The sequence below is a fragment of the Limnohabitans sp. genome, assembly GCF_034680285.1.
Taxonomy (GTDB): domain Bacteria; phylum Pseudomonadota; class Gammaproteobacteria; order Burkholderiales; family Burkholderiaceae_C; genus Limnohabitans_A.
Genome location: NZ_JAXITC010000003.1, coordinates 117,822 through 135,092, shown reverse-complemented (window position 1 = coordinate 135,092; position 17,271 = coordinate 117,822). Strand labels below are relative to the sequence as shown.

Genomic DNA, 17,271 nt, shown 5'->3' with positions numbered 1-17,271 from the left:
GAGGAATCGGAAAATCCTAGGGATTAACCCCGATTTTACTTTCACGGCGCTTGCGAAAGCGAAGGCTCTTGATCCGCTTATGGGCGTGATGTCTCTTGCGTGATTTCCAAGGCTGCGGCACAACCGACAATGGTGGCATGCAACACAACTTCATCGCCAACCAATCCGTCCCTGCCCTGGCCGGCCAGACCATCGACGTGCTGGACCCGTCTGACGGGCAGGTGTTTGATCAGATCCCGCGCAGCCAAGCGGCTGACATCGACCAGGCCGTACAAGCGGCCCGCGCTGCATTCAATGGGCCTTGGGGGCGGTTGACGGGCGTGGAACGTGGGCGCTTGTTGATGGCCCTGTCGCGCAAAGTGGCTGAAAACGCAGGCGAACTAGCCGCGCTGGAGCAGCGCGATTGCGGCAAACCCACCAAACAAGCCGCCGCCGACGCGGTGGCCCTGGCGCGTTACTTTGAGTTTTACGCCGGGGCTTGCGACAAGCTGCACGGCGAGACCCTGCCCTACCAAAACGGCTACAGCGTCTTGACCTGGCGCGAGCCGCATGGCGTCACCGGCCATGTGATCCCCTGGAATTACCCGATGCAGATTTTTGGGCGCAGTGTGGGTGGCGCCTTGGCGGCGGGTAACGCCTGTGTGGTCAAGCCTGCCGAAGACGCGTGCCTGAGCCTGATCCGCGTGGCGCAACTGGCGGCCGAAGTCGGCTTTCCGGCCGGTGCCTTGAACATCGTCACCGGTTATGGCCACGAGGTGGGCGACGCGCTGTCCCGCCACCCCGGCATCGACCACATCAGCTTCACGGGCAGCCCCCGTGTGGGCACACTGATCCAGCAAGTGGCCGCCGAGCGCCACTGCCCGGTCACCCTGGAGCTGGGCGGCAAGAGCCCCCAAATCATTTTTGACGACGCCGACTTGGACGCGGCCATTCCCGTGGTGGTCAACGCCATCGTGCAAAACTCCGGCCAGACCTGCAGCGCAGGTTCGCGGGTGCTGATTCAGCAAGGCATTTACGAGCCCCTGCTGGCCCGCTTGGGCGAGGCCTTCAGCCGCCTGCAAGTGGGCTCGGCCGCCATGAATCTGGACTTGGGGCCCCTGATCCGCGCCAGCCAGTTGGAGCGGGTGACCGGCTTTTTGGACCAAGCCCGGGCCGATGGCATCGCCACCGTGGCGCAAGGCCAGATTGCGCCCGGCGTCCCCGCAGGTGGTTACTACCAAGCCCCGGTGCTCTTGCGTGACGTGCCGGTGATGCACCGTTTGGCGCAAGAAGAGGTGTTTGGTCCCGTGCTGTCGGCCATGGCCTTCAAAGACGAAGACCACGCAGTCGAGCTGGCCAACGCCACCGAGTTCGGTTTGGTGGCGGGCATTTGGACGCGTGACGGCGGTCGCCAATTCCGCATGGCCAAACGCGTGCGCAGCGGCCAAGTCTTCATCAACAACTACGGCGCAGCGGGCGGGGTGGAGCTGCCCTTTGGCGGCGTCAAGTCATCGGGCTACGGCCGCGAAAAAGGCCTGGAAGCGCTGTTGGGCTTCACCACCCTCAAAACCGTTGCCATCGCGCACGGCTGAAACGAACCCTAACGCTTGACCATGCCACCTCCAAGGGGGTGGCGGGTCGGGCACAATCGTTGGCTATGTCTGAACGCGTCATTCCGCTGGTTGATCAGCGCCATCCCAGTCTGCCCTTGCCTGCCCTGCCTGCAGGGCAAGACCTGAGCGCCTTGCCGCTGGACGGCCTGCGCCGACCCCTGACCGATTTGCGCATCAGCGTGACCGACCGCTGCAACTTCCGATGCAGCTACTGCATGCCCAAGGAAATCTTTGACAAGGACTACGCCTACCTGCCGCACAGCCATTTGCTGAGCTTTGAAGAAATCACCCGCATTGCCACCGTTTTTGTGGGCCGGGGTGTACGCAAAATCCGCCTGACGGGCGGTGAACCTTTGCTGCGCAAGAACATCGAGATCCTGATCGAACAACTGGCCGCGCTTCGCACGCCAGAGGGTTTGCCACTCGACTTGACCCTGACCACCAACGGCTCGCTGTTGGCACGCAAGGCGCAAAGCTTGAAAGACGCCGGCCTGCAACGCGTCACCGTCAGCCTGGACGGCCTGGACGATGCGGTTTTTCGCCAAATGAACGACGTGGACTTTCCGGTGGCCGATGTGCTGGCCGGGATCGAGGCGGCGCGGGCGGCGGGTTTGGGGCCAATCAAGGTCAACATGGTGGTCAAGCGCGGCACCAACGACCACGAAATTTTGCCCATGGCGCGGCATTTCAGGGGTACGGGCATCGTGCTGCGCTTCATTGAATACATGGACGTGGGCGCAACCAATGGCTGGTGCATGGACGAGGTGCTGCCCAGCGCCGAGGTGATCCGCCGGCTGCAAACGGAGTTGCCGCTGGTGCAACTGGACCCCACCGTCCCGGGCGAAACTGCCGAGCGCTGGGGTTACGCCAACGCCCAAGGCGAGCACGACCCGAGCTTGGGTGAAGTGGGTGTGATCAGCAGCGTGACGCAAGCCTTTTGTGGCGACTGCAACCGCGCACGCCTGTCCACCGAAGGTCGCTTGTATTTGTGCCTGTTTGCCAGCCAGGGCTACGACTTGCGCCAATTGTTGCGCGACCCGGCCCAGTCTGACCACGAGCTGGCCCAGACTGTGGACGCCATTTGGCGCGGACGCACCGACCAATACTCGCGTTTGCGCAGCTTGCGCGGGCCGGACACCGCCAGCGGCCCCGGCCGTCGGGTGGAAATGAGCTACATCGGAGGCTGAAGGCCATGAACAACAACGCACCCGGCATCACGGGCCTCATCCTTGCTGGCGGGCGCGGCTCGCGCATGGGCGGCAGCGACAAAGGCTTGCAAAACTTCCATGGCCTGCCACTGGCTTTGCAAACCCTGATGCGCCTGCAGTTGCAAAGCCTGCCACTGCAAGAAGTGCTGATCAACGCCAACCGCAACCTGGCGGCCTACGAATCGCTGGGCGTGCCGGTTTGGCCCGACAGCATCGACGGTTTTGCTGGGCCTCTGGCGGGTTTTCAAACGGGTTTGGAGCGCTGCGAAACCCCGCTCATGCTCACGGTGCCTTGTGACACGCCACTTTTTCCACTCGATCTGGTAGAGCGCCTCTATGAGGCCATGGACGCCCAAGACGCCGATCTGGCCATGGCCGCAGCCCCAGAGGCCGATGGCACGGTGCGCCCGCAGCCGGTGTTTTGCCTGCTCAAAACCGATCTGCTCGAGAATTTGGTGAAGTTCACCCAAGGCGGTGGCCGCAAGATCGACGCTTGGACCGCACAGCACCGCTGCGCCATCGTCCCGTTTGACCTGCCCGGCGACAGCGCGCAGGCCTTTGCCAACGCCAACACGCTGGCCGAGCTGCAGCAACTCGAAGCCCTCTGAATCCCATGGCCACACAATGGCCGCGCAGACCATGACCACGCCCTTGTCTCCCGCCCAGTCTTCCACTCTGTCCCTGAACGAGATCGCCGAACGCCTGCAAGGCTACGACCCTCAAGCCCTGTCGGCCCGCCATGTGAACGACTTTTTGGCCCAGCTGGTTCAGCCCGTGCGCGAACAAGAAATCGTGCCCTTGATGCAGGCCCATGGCCGCATCTTGGCGCAAGACGTGGTCTCACCCATCAGCGTGCCACCTCACGACAACTCGGCCATGGACGGCTACGCCCTGCGCGGCGCGGAACTGCTGACCGACCGCTCGACACCCCTCACCGTTGTAGGCACCGCGTTTGCCGGTGCTGCCTGGCAAGGCACGGTGAATGCGGGCGAGTGCGTGCGCATCATGACCGGGGCCATCATGCCCGCTGGGCTTGACACCGTAGCTCCGCAAGAGCTGGTGAAGGTGGACGGCGACACCGTCCACATCCCGCCCGGCATGCTGCAAGTGGGCGACAACCGCCGCCTTTTGGGCGAAGACCTGATGGCAGGACAAGCTGCCCTGCGTGCAGGCACGCGCCTCGCGCCTGCTGCCTGTGGCTTGCTGGCCAGCCTGGGCTTGCCCAGCGTCAGCGTGTGGCGCAGACCCAAAGTGGCCTATTTCTCAACCGGTGACGAAATCCTGAGCCTGGGCGAAGCGCCCCGCGAAGGCGCGGTGTACGACAGCAACCGCTACACCGTGGCCGGCATGGTGCAGGCGCTGGGCTGCGAGCTGATCGACATGGGCGTGGTGCGCGACGAGCCTGCCGCGCTGGAACAAGCTTTTGTGGATGCGGCTGCACAGGCCGACGCCATCATCACCAGCGGCGGCGTGAGCGTGGGCGAGGCCGATCACACCAAGGCCATGATGAAAAAACTGGGCGATGTGGCCTTTTGGCGCATCGCCATGCGCCCTGGCCGCCCCATGGCGGTAGGCCGCATCCAGCGTGGCGAACGCTCAGCGGTGCTGTTTGGCCTGCCGGGCAACCCCGTGGCCGTCATGGTCACCTTTGCCGCCTTTGTGCGCCCTGCTCTGCAGCAGCTCATGGGCTGGCAAGCACCTGCCTTGCCGCTGCTCAAAGCGAAAAGCACCGAGGCGCTGCGCAAGAAGCCCGGCCGCACCGAATACCAGCGCGGCATCGTCAGCACCAACGCGGCGGGCGACTTGCAGGTCAGCATCACCGGCAACCAAGGCTCGGGTGTGCTCAGCTCCATGGTGCAAGCCAACGGCCTGATCGTTCTGGGCCACGCCCAAGGCAACGTGGCTGTGGGCGACGAGGTGGATGTGATGATGTTTGGCGGGCACCTGTGAACAAACAGCCCTTGCTCCCCAACAAAAAAGCGGCCTAGGCCGCTTTTTTGTTGAGGCACAGGGGTTTTACCCCCCGGACCAGACACTCAATGGGCTTGCGTTTCATGCGGCAAGTCGTGCGCCACCGATTTGTTGGGTCCCGGTACCGCCTTGCGGGCCAGCAAAGAATACATGGTGGGCACCACAAAAATGGCCAGCAAAGTCCCCAGGCTCATGCCGCCCACGATCACCCAGCCAATTTGTGTGCGGCTTTCTGCGCCAGCACCCGTCGCAAGGGCCAGTGGCACAGCCCCGAGAACCATGGCACCCGTGGTCATCAAGATCGGACGCAGACGCTGTGCGGAAGCCTTGACCAAGGCCTCTTTCATCGCCATGCCTTGCTCGCGCAGCTGGTTGGTGAACTCCACAATCAAAATGCCGTGTTTGGTGATCAAGCCCACCAAGGTGATCAGGCCAATTTGAGAGTAAACGTTCAGAGAACCCCCCGTGAACTTGAGCGCCAACAAGGCCCCGATCATGGACAAGGGCACCGACAACATGATCACCAGGGGGTCGATGAAACTTTCAAACTGAGCCGCCAAGACCAAAAAGATGAAGAACAGCGCCAGCACAAACACAATCACCAAAGCGCCCTGTGAATTTTTAAATTCGCGCGAGGTACCATTCAATTCGGTCGTGTAACCGGGTTTGAGCAACTTGGCGGCGGTAGCGTCCATGAACTTGATGGCCTCGCCCAAGGAGTAATCAGGCGCCAAGTTGGCGGTGATGGACACCGAGCGGCGCTGACCAAAGTGGTTCAACTCGCGTGGCGAGACGCTTTCGCGCACTTTGACCAAACTCGACAACGGAACCATGGTGTCGTTGCGGCCGCGCACTTGGATCACATCGATGTCATCGGGGGTGTTGCGGGCCGATGACTGGGTTTGCACAATCACATCGTACTGCTCGGCATCGCGTTTGTAGCGCGTCACGACTCGGCCGCCCAACATGGTCTCAATCGTTCGAGCCACCACATCGATACTGACCCCCAGCTCGGCCGCTTTGACCCGATCTACATCAATCCGCAGCTCTGGTTTGTTCAAACGCAAATCGACATCGGGCGACAAAATGCCGGGGTTTTTAGCCACTTCGTCCATGATCTGACGGGTCAGTTGGTTCAGATTTTGGTAGCTGTCCGAGGTTTGAATCACGAAATTCAAAGGTCGCTCACGGAAGCCCTGTCCCAAAGAAGGCGGCGTGATCGGGAATGCATTCACACCCGGCAAACCGTTGAACTTGGCCCCCATTTCACGTGCAATTTCGAGGGTGGTGCGCTTGCGCTCGTCCCAATCTACTGCGCGGTAAACCACGGTGCCTTGCCCCACGGTTGGGTTGCCCATGTTGGCAAAAATTCTGTCGAACTCTGGATAGGCTTGACCTATTTTCTCCAAAGACTTGGCATAGCGGTCGGTGTACTGGAGTGTCGAACCATCCGGTGCGTTGATGGTTGCCAAAATCGTACCCCGATCTTCCAGCGGCGCCAACTCCTGCTTCATCGTGGGGTAGATCAAGGCAATACCAACGCCCGAACTCAGCATCACCAGCACCACAACCCATCGGGCACGGGTCAAAATGAAGCCGAGGAGTTTTTCATAGCCGTTCGAGAGGGCTGTGAGCCAACGCTCCATGTTCCGATCAAACCAACTCGGATTGGGGTTGTGACGCAGAAGTTTGGAGCTCAGCATCGGCGTCAGCGTCAGCGCGATAAAACCTGACACCACCACAGCGCCGGCCAGTGCCAAGGCAAACTCACCAAACAACTTGCCTGTACGCCCCGGCGTGAAGGCCAAGGGTGCAAAAACAGCCGCCAGCGTCAAAGTCATTGCAATGACGGCAAAACTGATTTCACGCACACCTTTGATGGCAGCTGAAAACGGGTCCAAGCCTTCTTCGATGTGCCGGTAAATGTTCTCCAACACCACAATCGCATCGTCCACCACCAAGCCGATCGCCAGCACCAGTGCCAACAAAGTCAAGGTGTTGATGGTGAATCCCGCCAAAGCCATCATGGCAAATGTGCCAATCAAACTGACTGGAATGGTGATGATGGGGATGACCGAGGCACGCAAGGTGCGCAAAAACACAAAAATCACCAAAGCCACCAACACTACAGCTTCGACGATGGTTTGGAAAACGTTCTTGATGGACCGGTCGATGAATACCGAGTTGTCGTTGGCCACGTTGATTTCCATATCACCCGGCAAATCAGCCTTCAGTCGGGGAATCATTTCGCGCACGCCCTTGGACAACTCGAGCGGGTTGGCAGTGGCTTGGCGAATCACGCCAGCCGAAATGGCCGGTTGGCCATTCAAACGAACCGCACTGCGGTCGTTGGCCGCATCTTCCTTGATCTGGGCCACATCACGCAGCTTGACCGGAAAACCATTCACGCTGCGAATCACGATGTCACCAAATTGCCCTGGACGGATCAAGTCGGTTTGAGAAGAAACGCTGAATTCGCGGTTGGTGGACTCGATCCGACCCGCGGGCAACTCCAAGTTGCTGCGTCGTATCGCGTCCTCCACGTCTTGAGGCGTGAGCTTGTAAGAGGACAGGCGAGCAGCATCAAGCGACACCAGCATGGCGTACTTGCGCTCACCGAAGATGCGCACATCGGCCACCCCGGTCACGGTTTGCAAACGCGGCTTCACCACACGGTTGACCAAATCGTTGATTTGCAATGCGTTCAAAGTGTCGCTGGAAAATGCCAGCCAAATCACCGGAAAGGCATCGGCCTCCACCTTCGCAATGACGGGCTCCTCAATCGCTTGAGGTAATCGGTTACGCACACGGGAGGTGCGGTCGCGCACTTCAGCGGCCGCCGTGTCAGCGTCTTTTTCAAGGCGGAAACGCACGGTGATTTGCGATTGCTCGGCCCGGCTGATGGAGGTGATGACATCCACCGCGTCGATGCCGGCAATCGAATCTTCCAGCGGCTTGGTGACCTGAGACTCGATCACCTCGGCAGATGCACCCACATAACGGGTGGTTACCGTGACTGTGGGCTCGTCGATTTTGGGATATTCACGCAGCGAGAGGCTTTTGAAGCTCACGGCGCCAATCAGCATAATCAGCAGAGCCATCACGACGGCCAGAACTGGCCGCCGGATCGAAGTTTCAGCGAGCTGCATCTGCACCCCTCAGGCACGGGTTAGGACCAGACATGGCCGCATTTGGGTTGGCTGAGGCCATGGACTTGGCGCCTTGTGGCGCTTTGCCCGCTGCGGGTGCTGTCGGTGTCGCTCCAGAAACGGTTGCCGAAGGTGCCCCACCTGCTGGCGCAGCGGCTTGGCCTGGCCCGCCCGCTGGCTTAGCGCCTGCGGGTTGGGCCACGTCGATCACCCGAACTGCAGTCCCGTCTTTTTGCAAACGCTGGTGGCCTGCTGTGACCACGGTGTCACCGGCTGCCAAGCCTTCCAAAATTTCCACCTTGCCCGGCTGGCGCAAACCAGTTTTCACGGCGACACGCTCAGACATGAGCGAATCAGGTTTTTCTCCCGGTACGACCTTGACCACGAAAGTGCGGCCGCCTTGAGGAATGATGGCCTCTTCGGGGATGACCATCGCGTTCTCACGGGAACCGAACACGGCGTTCACGCGGGCAAACATGCCTGGGCGCAATTGCTGCTGACGGTTATCAATACAGCCACGCACACCGACCGAACGGCCATTGGCCTCGATCAAGGGGTCCACCGCTTGGACAACGGCCATGAAAGGACGACCTGGCAATGCATCGACCGTCAACTGGGCTTTTTGACCCGCGCGGATTTTGGCTTGGAATCGCTCAGGCAAACGGAAGTCGAGCAAAACGGCGTCCAAGTCTTCAATGTTGACCATGTCCGCGCCGTCTTTGAGGTAATCGCCCACGTTCACTTGCTTGAGACCCGTGATACCGTCAAAAGGGGCCAACACTTTCAGCCGCTGGAGGGTGGCATCGGCCAAAGCCAGTTTGGCACGCGTGACTTCCAGGGCAGCACCACTTTCGTCCAGTGAACGTTTGCTGATGAAGTTTTGCGCCACCAGCTCTTGGTTGCGTTTGTGGTTCGCCTCTGCGATCGACAACTCGGCCTTGGCCTGGGACAGCTGGGCTTGCTGCAGCTGGTCTTCAAACTGAACCATCACCTGGCCTTTGCGCACGCGCTGACCATCGTTGAAGAAGATTTGTTTGACACGCCCTCCCACTTCAGGGCGTAGCATCACACCTTGCCGGGATCGCAAACTGCCCACGGCTTGCGTTTCGTCCACCAAGGTTTGAGTTTCGACTTTGGCGACCTCAATCGCAGTCGGTTTGGCAGGACCCGCAGAGGCCCCCGCGCCGGCAGGAGCTGGACTCGTGACGGAGGGCTGGGCTCCATCGGCGGAACCACTGGTTTTGTTTTGAAACCACCAGGCTGCGCCAGAGGCCGCACAAACACCCACCAACGCCATCACAGCGTATTTCTTCTTGTAAGCCATTCAGATCTCTCTCGCAGGTTGAACTCACCCAGACTCTCGAAATGTAACAGCGTCTGCGCACTGACCCAATAGGGCGTCATTCGCGCATGATTGGATGTTTCAGGACCACTTGGGTTTATGTACGGAACGTTTCAACGGCCCAAAGCCTTGTCCACGCCTTGGTTGGCGAGTGCATCGGCCCTTTCGTTGCCGGGATCACCCGCATGCCCCTTTACCCAACGCCAGTCAATTTGGTGTCCCGAGGATGACACCACGGTATCGAGCTTTTGCCACAAATCGGCATTTTTGACCGGCTGTTTGGCGGCCGTGCGCCACCCCCTGGCTTTCCAACCATGGATCCACTCGGTGATGCCTTTGCGCACATATTCACTGTCCAGATACAGCGTGACCTGACAAGGCCGCTTGAGCGCAGTCAGGCCTTCGATCACAGCCGTCATCTCCATGCGGTTGTTGGTGGTGTTCAACTCACCACCGCACAACTCTTGAACGTGCTGGCCCGACTGCAAGCGAACGCCCCACCCCCCGGGGCCAGGATTGCCCTTGCAAGCGCCATCTGTGTAAATTTCAACGTGACTCAACGGTGTCTTTCGGGGCCTTAGTGGGGCCCATGAGTGTGTCTGTGCGGGCAATGGGTGCCGTCGCACCAGCCGGCGATCGTACCGCGCGCCAACGCCGGCCATCGATGAAGCGTCCCCCGGGGGCCCTTTTGGTGGCCATCAAGAGGTAAACACCTCCAAAAATGGGCCACCACCGCTCACCCAAAGCATCCATCCATTGCAAACGTTGCATCCAAGACTCACTGCCCGTTGCCGGTGTCCAGCCTCCAAACCGGCTGATCTGAACTTCAAAACCCAACAAACGCAACCAGTCGCGCAAACGGCGGTAAGCAATCAAGGACGATGGCATGTGTGTGCCAGCGGGGGGCGCATGTACCTGACGTTGACCCCGTGCTTGCTGCCACCCCCACCAGCTCCAGGGGTTCAGCCCAGTGATCAACACTTGACCTTCGGGAATCAGCACCCGCGCCACTTCTCGCAAACAAGCATGAGGATCGGCAGAGCGTTCCAAAGCATGCGGCAACACCACCAAGTCCAGACTGTCTGCTGGCCAAGGCCAAGCTCGGCTGTCTAAGCACAGACTGTGCAGAGGCTCAGACCCCAACTCGGCTTCTGGTTGAATTGTTTCGAATTCGGCCTGCGCCAGCCATCGGTGGGGCATGCGGTTGCTGCGCAGAGCTTGAAGCTCAGGCCAACCCAATTGCACAGCGTGGTAGCCAAACACATCGCCCAGAAGTTCGTCAGCTTGGCTCTGCTCCCAAGACAACAAACGCGACGCGACCGGCTGGCCCAAAGGAGTCAACCATGTCTGTACTGTTTCCTTGCTTTCTATAATCTGACTCTCCATGAAGCTCATCGCACTGCCCGCATTCTCTGACAACTACATTTGGTTGTTGCACAACGACCAACACGCACTTGTGGTGGACCCCGGTGACAGTGCGCCTGTCTTGTCTTGGTTGGAAAAGAACCCGAGCGTGGCGCTGGACAGGATTCTAGTCACCCACCACCATGCCGACCACACGGGCGGCCTGCCTGAGCTGGTCGCACAAACAGGGGCCCAAGTGTTTGGGCCTGCCCTTGAAAAAATGCCTTTACCTGCACAGGGTTTGCAACAGGGTGACATGCTCGAATGGCAAGGCTTGACGCTGATGGTGCACGATGTACCGGGACACACCTTGGGTCACATTGCTTTTTGGCTCCACCCCCCCGGGCAAGCGCCGATCTTGTTTTGTGGAGACACCCTGTTTTCGGGGGGCTGTGGTCGGCTTTTTGAAGGATCGCCGGCTCAAATGCTTGATTCTCTAGACCGCTTGGCTGCTTTACCGGACGAAACCCGCGTTTGCTGCGCCCATGAGTACACTCTGTCCAACCTTAAATTTGCCTTGGTGGTCGATCCTGAGAACCTGGCCTTGAAAAGCTACGCTCAGCAGTGCATGCAATTGCGCGAACAAAACCAGGCCACCTTGCCTGGGCTGTTGTCCACTGAGCGCGCCATCAACCCCTTTTTGCGCAGCCGCAGCCCAACGGTCACATTGGCCGTTCAGCAGCGCGATAAGACTGCCATCGACGACGTCAGCAGCTTTGCGGCGCTTCGCAACTGGAAAAACGAATTTTGAAGAACGCTTGGGTCTCCCACCATAAATTGATCTGGCCAACCCACTCTTACGCTGGGCGACGCTTGTTTGCGGCCAGCTGTTTGGGGCTGACGTTATTTTTGGGCGCTTGCGCCACGGCACCCAACACTGGCCCCGCTTTGGTCCCAACCAAAGAACAGGTTCAAGCTGCGGAGACAACTGAGCCAGTAAAACAAACTCAAGCCGAAAACTCCCCCGAAAGAAACAACCCATTGACGGACGAGTCGGTCATGGGCCTCAAACCCCGCAGTAATTTGGCCCTTACGCCGCCCAGAGATATCTGGGAGAGGATTCGCCGGGGGTTTGCGATGCCCGACCTTGAGAACGACCTGGTACGCAACCGTGAGCAATGGTATTCGGGCCGCCCAGATTACATGCTGCGCATGACCGAGCGTTCTCGCCCCTATTTATTCCATGTGGTCGAAGAACTGGAGCGGCGCAACATGCCCACCGAGCTGGCTTTGCTCCCCTTCATTGAGTCTGCCTTCAACCCCCAAGCTGTCTCAAGTGCTAAGGCCGCAGGCATGTGGCAGTTCATGCCGGCCACGGGCAAGTACTTCGACTTGAAACAGAACCTGTTCAGAGACGACCGTCGGGACGTGCTGGAATCGACCCGCGCCGCACTGGATTACCTTCAAAAGCTCTACGGCATGTTTGGCGATTGGCAGCTGGCCTTGGCCGCCTACAACTGGGGAGAAGGCAGTGTGGGCAGAGCACTGGCCCGAAACAAAGCCCAGGGCAAACCGCTGACTTACAGCGATCTGAACATGCCCAACGAAACGCGCTACTACGTGCCCAAACTGCAGGCGGTGAAGAACATCGTGGCGCAACCGGAAGTCTTCAACACCCAGCTGCCTCTGATTCAGAACCACCCCTATTTCAAAAGTGTGCCGATCGAGCGGGACATCGACGTGGCCGTCGCGGTCAAATTGGCCGCGGTCAGATTGGAGGACTTCAAAGCCCTCAACCCCTCGATGCGCCGCCCTGTGATCTTGGCGGCCGGAACGCCGCAAATTTTGCTGCCCTGGGACAACGCCACGGTGTTTGAACGTAACCTGCAAGCCCATGCCAACAAACCACTGGCCACATGGACAGCTTGGCAAGCGCCCAAGACCATGAAGCCCGAAGAAGTGGCACAACAATTGGGCATGCCCGTGGAGCAATTGCGCTCGGTCAATGACATCCCATTGCGGATGATGATCACGGCTGGCTCCACCCTGTTGGTGCACCGCAAAGGGCAGCTGGACAACGATGTGACCGAACACCTGGCTGATAACGGCCAACTGGGACTCGCCCCTGAAATGGTACTCAAAAGGATCGCGGTCAAAGCCCGTAAAGGTGATTCTCTGGCCAGCTTGGCTGCCCGCCATGGTGTCTCAGAAGCCAATATGGCATCTTGGAACAAGTTAAAAGCCAACGCGCATTTGACTGCTGGGCAAACTTTGACCATCTTGGTACCTTCTCAAGGCGCCAGACGCGTGACCCGCCCCAGTGCAAACAAGCCAGAGCGCCCCCCAGCCAATCGGCAAACCAGTCAAAAAGCCAAAAAGAAAGCCCCATCCAGCAAAAAATAACCGCCCAGCCCACCCTGGGTAGGCACGCTAAGCGGCGAAGCGGGTTTTGGATTTCACCGCAAAACTGTTGGTGTAGGACGAGGTCAAAACCGGACGAACACCCACTTGACGGTCAGGCAATCGGTTGTAGGCATGCCAAGCGTTGGTCACAGCCTCTGCAGAGAACAAGCCATCGAGCGCAAACGACTCGCGCAGTTTTTCGAATGCCCCCAAATAAATGGCCCGGTCACCCTCCCAATGTGTAGAGGGCACCGTCTTCAAAATGTCGGTCAAACCTGCCGTTTGCAGCCATTTGAGGGCGTGGACGACCGCATCGCTCAAAGCTTGCGTCAGCTCAGGCTGCTTTTGTAAATAATCCGATCGGGCCCACAAGCTAGTGCCGGAAACCGGGCCACCCATGAGTTTTCGAGAAGCCACCAGCGTGCGGGCCTCGCCCAACAGTCGAATCTCATTGCGCTGCTCCAGTCCATACATGATGGGGTCGGAGTGACACAACGCATCAATGGCGCCAGAGCGCAATGCGTCCACCACGCTTGCAGAGGAGCCCACCTCCACAAAGACCACATCCTCCGGCAGAAGGCCGTTTTGCATCAACCAATGACACACCATGAAATGGGTGCTGGATTGGAGCGCGGTCACTCCGACACGGGTCCCTTTGAGGGCCATCACCGAGCGCACATTCAGCCGCGTTGAAACACCCAGACTGAGTTGAGGGGTACGTGCCAACTGAACAAACGCTTGGTAACCCAAACCCTTTTGCTGCAAGCCAAAGAGATGTTCAAACGCACCCGAGACCACTTGAGCTTGCCCTTGCACGGCACTGGCCAAAGCTTTGGCACCTGACTCTTGAGGCAACCATTCCACAGAGATGCCCGCTTGCCTGAAATACCCGAGCCGGTCGGCCAAGGTCAAAGGCAATTGGTGCAGGCTGTGTGGCGCGACCAATGCGATGCTCACACGGTGGTTGGTCCGCTGCTCAGAGCGTGAAGGATCGGGCGCAGCCAATGCCGTGCGAGATACCGCCAAGGCACCCACAGCCGAAAGTAAAAAAGCACGACGCCTTTCACGCCCAACAGTCACTGCTCCTCCCCATGAAACACTCTTTAATATGAGCGTGTCAGCTTATTGGGAATGCAGATTTTGCGCATCGGGATTGATCCCGATCGGGTTTTCACGTAATGGATTGCCAGCAAATCATCAGAGGCAAGTGCCCTTGTCCATGGACTGCTTATTCTGGCGCAGTCGTCGATCAGCGGCGATCGACGAGCGCATGGGCGATGGTGCCCAGATCCACATATTCCAATTCGCTGCCCGCAGGCACGCCCCGGGCCAAGCGGGTAACGCGCAAACCCTGCTGGCGAATCATCTCTGAAATGACATGGGCCGTCGCCTCGCCCTCAGCGGTGAAGTTGGTGGCCAAAATCACTTCCGTCAGCACACCATCCCCCACCCGTTGTTTGAGCTTGGCCAGACCAATGTCGTGCGGCCCAATGCCATCCAAAGGGCTGAGCTTGCCCATCAGCACAAAGTACAAACCCCTGTAGGTGCCCGTGCGCTCTATGGCCGATTGGTCTGCCGGTGTTTCGATCACGCACAAAACGGTGCGATCGCGTGTGGCATCCAAGCAGGTGTCGCACAACTCCGCCTCGGTGAAGGTGTGGCAACACGCACAGTGTCGGATCTTTTGGACCGCATTGTCCAAGGCAGCGGCCAGTTGACGCGCTGTGGCACGGTCGTTTTGCAACAGCTGAAATGCCATGCGCTGGGCCGACTTGATGCCCACCCCAGGCAGGCCCTTGAGGGCATGCACCAAAGTCGCAAGGGCGTGGGTATCGGCCATGTTCAGTCGATCAGAACGGGAGTTTCATGCCCGGTGGCAAACCCGCAGTGAGCTTGCCCATTTTTTGCTGAGAAACCTCTTCGGCCATGCGCACGGCGTCGTTGAAAGCTGCCGCCACCAAGTCTTCCAGCATGTCTTTGTCATCGGCCAGCAAACTGGGATCGATGGTCACACGGCGAACGCTGTGTTTGCAGGTCATCAAGACCTTGACCATGCCAGAGCCCGCCTGACCCTCTACTTCCACAAAAGCCAGTTCGTCTTGGGCTTTTTTCAAGTTGTCCTGCATGGCCTGCGCCTGCTTCATGAGGCCGGCAAGTTGTCCTTTGTTGAACATGGGGTTTCCTTATTGAGGGTAGGTTGTGGGGTTTGAAAATCAAATCAACTGAATGCTACCGGGCACAATTTTGGCCCCGAAGTCGCGCACCATGGCCTGCACCAGCGGGTCGTTCTGGATGAGCTCTTGCGCGGCTTGCATTTTTTCGGCAGCCTTGATGGCCAGACGCTTGGCGGGACTGTCGGTCACCGTGCCAATCTGGATGTGCAACTTCACATCGCCATGGCCTGCTGCCAGCAAAGCGGCTTGCAAACGCTCCCGGCTAGCCGCGTGGTTGAGCGTCTCGCGCTCTACGCGCAGCTGCCATTGGTCAGCGTCACGGGCCAACAGTTGCGACTGCAAGGCCAACTCGCGCACCAGTGCGGTGATGGTCTCTTGGTCCAACAGGCCTTGCACCACCGCCATCCAAACATCGCCTTCGGGTGTGGCCTGCACCGTCGCCAAAACCTCGGCGCGGGGCGTGTCAAAACGGGCAGAGGGCGCAGCCGCCTCGCGCACGGGCAAGGCGCGCAGTTCGGGCGCTGGTGCGTCTGTATGGGGCGAGGCCGAGACCTGTACTTCTGCGTAATCGGTCGTGTCAGGCCACTCTTCCCAAGGCGCAGGCTCTTGGCTGGGTTCGGGCTGTAACAAGGCTTGCGCCGGAATCAACGCCGGCGCGGTCAGGTCTGATGGGCTTGAATGGCTGGCTGAGGGCATGACCGGGACCGCTGCAGCCACGGGCGGCAGCTCAAGTTCGCGCGCGACAAGGTTTTGCGGTGGAGGAGCAGCCTGAGGCCTAGCGGCCTTCACAGAAACAGGCGCCTGAGCCGGCGCAGACACTGCCGTCAGGGATTCAGGACGGGTTCGCGGACTTTTTTTTTCCGCTGTGGCCGCGGCAGGTTTGAAGGCCAACAACCGTAAAAGCACCATGGTCAAGGCGGCGTACTCGTCTGGGGCCAGGCCCAACTCGTTGCGCCCGTGCAAGCACAAGCTGTAAAGCAACTGGGTTTCCTCGGCAGGCATGACGGCTGCAAGATCGGCCAAACCCTGGGTATCGGGGTCTTCGCCGTCTTGCGCCATGCCGGGCACCATCTGCATCACGGCCATGCGCTGCAGCAGCATGGCCATGTCTTCCAGTGTGGCGGCGGCCGACACACCTTGCAGCCGCAAAGCGTTGACCTGGTTCACCACGGTGGCCCCATCGCCTTCGGCCAAAGCCCGGATGAGTTGCAGCACATGGCTGCGGTCCACGCTGCCCAGCATCTGGCGAACGCCCGCCTCTTGTACCAAGCCATTGCCAAACGCAATCGCTTGGTCAGTCAAGCTCAAGGCATCACGCATCGATCCGCGTGCAGCCCGGGCCAGCAGGCGCAAGGCCAACGGCTCGGCGCTCAGCTGCTCGGCCGCCATCACCTGGGTCAGGTGCTCAAACACCGTTTCGGGGGCCATGGGCCGCAAATTGAATTGCAAACAACGCGACAGCACCGTCACGGGCACTTTTTGCGGATCGGTCGTGGCCAGCACGAACTTCAAATATTCAGGGGGCTCTTCCAGGGTTTTCAACATCGCGTTGAACGCGGTGTTGGTGAGCATGTGCACCTCGTCGATCATGAAGACCTTGAAGCGACCCTGCACAGGTTTGTAGACGGCCTGCTCCAGCAGACTTTGCACCTCGTCCACGCCCCGGTTGGAGGCGGCATCCAGCTCGGTGTAATCCACAAATCGGCCGGCATCGATGTCTCGGCAAGCTTGGCAAACGCCACACGGCTCGGCGGTGATGCCACCTTGCCCGTCTGCGCCTTGGCAGTTGAGCGATTTGGCCAAAATACGCGACACCGTCGTCTTACCAACGCCCCGGGTGCCTGTGAACAAATAAGCATGGTGCAAGCGCTGCTGCACCAGGGCATTGGTCAAAGCCTGAACCACATGCTCCTGGCCCACCATTTCGGTGAAATTGCGGGGGCGGTATTTGCGCGCGAGGACAAGGTAAGACATGCCCTGATTCTATCGGGCTGAGGAGGCTTGATCAGGCCAACGCGCTGTTCACCATGTGGATCAAGTACCACCGATCTCAACCCTGAAGCCCAAACAGATCAGAACTGTCTGCGG

The 17,271-nt window shown here is 59.5% G+C and carries 14 protein-coding genes; 6 read left to right on the top strand and 8 right to left on the bottom strand.

All coding sequences use genetic code 11. From position 1 onward, the window contains the following. The first annotated feature begins 137 nt into the window (after positions 1–137). From SWE17_RS03950 to glp, 4 genes are all read left to right on the top strand, one after another. Positions 138–1,571: an aldehyde dehydrogenase family protein gene (locus tag SWE17_RS03950; protein WP_322991822.1), complete on the top strand. Its 1,434-nt coding sequence runs from the start codon at positions 138–140 to the stop codon at positions 1,569–1,571. A gap of 65 nt (positions 1,572–1,636) precedes the next feature. Continuing rightward, positions 1,637–2,779 (top strand): GTP 3',8-cyclase MoaA, encoded by a 1,143-nt coding sequence (moaA, locus tag SWE17_RS03945; protein WP_322991821.1) that lies wholly within the window; start codon positions 1,637–1,639, stop codon positions 2,777–2,779. A gap of 5 nt (positions 2,780–2,784) precedes the next feature. Continuing rightward, complete coding sequence (mobA, locus tag SWE17_RS03940; protein WP_322991820.1) at positions 2,785–3,408, top strand: molybdenum cofactor guanylyltransferase MobA; 624 nt, start codon at positions 2,785–2,787, stop codon at positions 3,406–3,408. 31 nt (positions 3,409–3,439) lie between these two features. Further along, positions 3,440–4,750 (top strand): gephyrin-like molybdotransferase Glp, encoded by a 1,311-nt coding sequence (glp, locus tag SWE17_RS03935; protein ID WP_416234962.1) that lies wholly within the window; start codon positions 3,440–3,442, stop codon positions 4,748–4,750. Positions 4,751–4,836: 86 nt separating this feature from the next. Here the strand turns inward: glp and SWE17_RS03930 are convergent, their stop codons facing one another. The 4 genes from SWE17_RS03930 to SWE17_RS03915 all read right to left on the bottom strand — a co-directional run bounded on the left by SWE17_RS03930 (position 4,837) and on the right by SWE17_RS03915 (position 10,648). Continuing rightward, a complete protein-coding gene (locus SWE17_RS03930) occupies positions 4,837–7,920 on the bottom strand; it encodes an efflux RND transporter permease subunit (RefSeq protein ID WP_322991818.1) in 3,084 nt (1,027 codons plus the stop codon). After that, positions 7,907–9,244, bottom strand: coding sequence for an efflux RND transporter periplasmic adaptor subunit (locus tag SWE17_RS03925; protein WP_322991817.1), 1,338 nt, complete (start codon positions 9,242–9,244; stop codon positions 7,907–7,909). Before SWE17_RS03925 ends, SWE17_RS03930 begins: the two co-directional genes overlap by 14 nt. Positions 9,245–9,375: 131 nt before the next feature. After that, positions 9,376–9,822, bottom strand: coding sequence for a ribonuclease HI (rnhA, locus tag SWE17_RS03920; RefSeq protein WP_322991816.1), 447 nt, complete (start codon positions 9,820–9,822; stop codon positions 9,376–9,378). Beyond that, the gene (locus SWE17_RS03915) at positions 9,809–10,648 is read right to left on the bottom strand and encodes a class I SAM-dependent methyltransferase (protein ID WP_416234959.1); all 840 of its coding nucleotides are present in this window, start codon (positions 10,646–10,648) and stop codon (positions 9,809–9,811) included. The genes rnhA and SWE17_RS03915 overlap by 14 nt, the downstream gene beginning before the upstream one ends. Between SWE17_RS03915 and gloB the strand changes: the two genes are divergently transcribed. Further along, positions 10,647–11,417: a hydroxyacylglutathione hydrolase gene (gloB, locus tag SWE17_RS03910; RefSeq protein WP_322991814.1), complete on the top strand. Its 771-nt coding sequence runs from the start codon at positions 10,647–10,649 to the stop codon at positions 11,415–11,417. The genes SWE17_RS03915 and gloB overlap by 2 nt on opposite strands. A gap of 29 nt (positions 11,418–11,446) precedes the next feature. Continuing rightward, entirely contained in the window at positions 11,447–13,009 is a 1,563-nt protein-coding gene (locus SWE17_RS03905; RefSeq protein WP_416234961.1) for a transglycosylase SLT domain-containing protein, read from the top strand. Positions 13,010–13,036: 27 nt separating this feature from the next. Here the strand turns inward: SWE17_RS03905 and SWE17_RS03900 are convergent, their stop codons facing one another. The 4 genes from SWE17_RS03900 to dnaX form a co-directional block, all read right to left on the bottom strand. Next, positions 13,037–14,044 carry an ABC transporter substrate-binding protein gene (locus tag SWE17_RS03900; protein WP_322991932.1) on the bottom strand — a complete coding sequence of 336 codons (1,008 nt, stop codon included), beginning with the start codon at positions 14,042–14,044 and terminating at the stop codon, positions 13,037–13,039. A 214-nt stretch (positions 14,045–14,258) separates the two neighbouring features. Beyond that, on the bottom strand, positions 14,259–14,849 hold the full coding sequence (gene recR, locus SWE17_RS03895; protein ID WP_322991813.1) for a recombination mediator RecR: 591 nt from the start codon (positions 14,847–14,849) through the stop codon (positions 14,259–14,261). A 10-nt stretch (positions 14,850–14,859) separates the two neighbouring features. After that, positions 14,860–15,183, bottom strand: coding sequence for a YbaB/EbfC family nucleoid-associated protein (locus SWE17_RS03890; protein WP_100117600.1), 324 nt, complete (start codon positions 15,181–15,183; stop codon positions 14,860–14,862). A gap of 39 nt (positions 15,184–15,222) precedes the next feature. Further along, on the bottom strand, positions 15,223–17,157 hold the full coding sequence (gene dnaX / locus SWE17_RS03885) for a DNA polymerase III subunit gamma/tau (RefSeq protein WP_322991812.1): 1,935 nt from the start codon (positions 17,155–17,157) through the stop codon (positions 15,223–15,225). Between the last annotated feature and the right edge of the window lie 114 nt (positions 17,158–17,271).

Excerpts from the sequence above, each read along its gene's own strand:
- dnaX (WP_322991812.1), bottom strand. The coding sequence starts at position 17,157 with ATGTCTTACCTTGTCCTCGCGCGCAAATACCGCCCCCGCAATTTCACC.
- SWE17_RS03930 (WP_322991818.1), bottom strand. The coding sequence starts at position 7,920 with ATGCAGCTCGCTGAAACTTCGATCCGGCGGCCAGTTCTGGCCGTCGTG.
- gloB (WP_322991814.1), top strand. The coding sequence starts at position 10,647 with ATGAAGCTCATCGCACTGCCCGCATTCTCTGACAACTACATTTGGTTG.
- SWE17_RS03950 (WP_322991822.1), top strand. The coding sequence starts at position 138 with ATGCAACACAACTTCATCGCCAACCAATCCGTCCCTGCCCTGGCCGGC.
- recR (WP_322991813.1), bottom strand. The coding sequence starts at position 14,849 with ATGGCCGATACCCACGCCCTTGCGACTTTGGTGCATGCCCTCAAGGGC.
- mobA (WP_322991820.1), top strand. The coding sequence starts at position 2,785 with ATGAACAACAACGCACCCGGCATCACGGGCCTCATCCTTGCTGGCGGG.
- moaA (WP_322991821.1), top strand. The coding sequence starts at position 1,637 with ATGTCTGAACGCGTCATTCCGCTGGTTGATCAGCGCCATCCCAGTCTG.
- SWE17_RS03925 (WP_322991817.1), bottom strand. The coding sequence starts at position 9,244 with ATGGCTTACAAGAAGAAATACGCTGTGATGGCGTTGGTGGGTGTTTGT.
- SWE17_RS03890 (WP_100117600.1), bottom strand. The coding sequence starts at position 15,183 with ATGTTCAACAAAGGACAACTTGCCGGCCTCATGAAGCAGGCGCAGGCC.
- glp (WP_416234962.1), top strand. The coding sequence starts at position 3,440 with ATGACCACGCCCTTGTCTCCCGCCCAGTCTTCCACTCTGTCCCTGAAC.
- SWE17_RS03915 (WP_416234959.1), bottom strand. The coding sequence starts at position 10,648 with ATGGAGAGTCAGATTATAGAAAGCAAGGAAACAGTACAGACATGGTTG.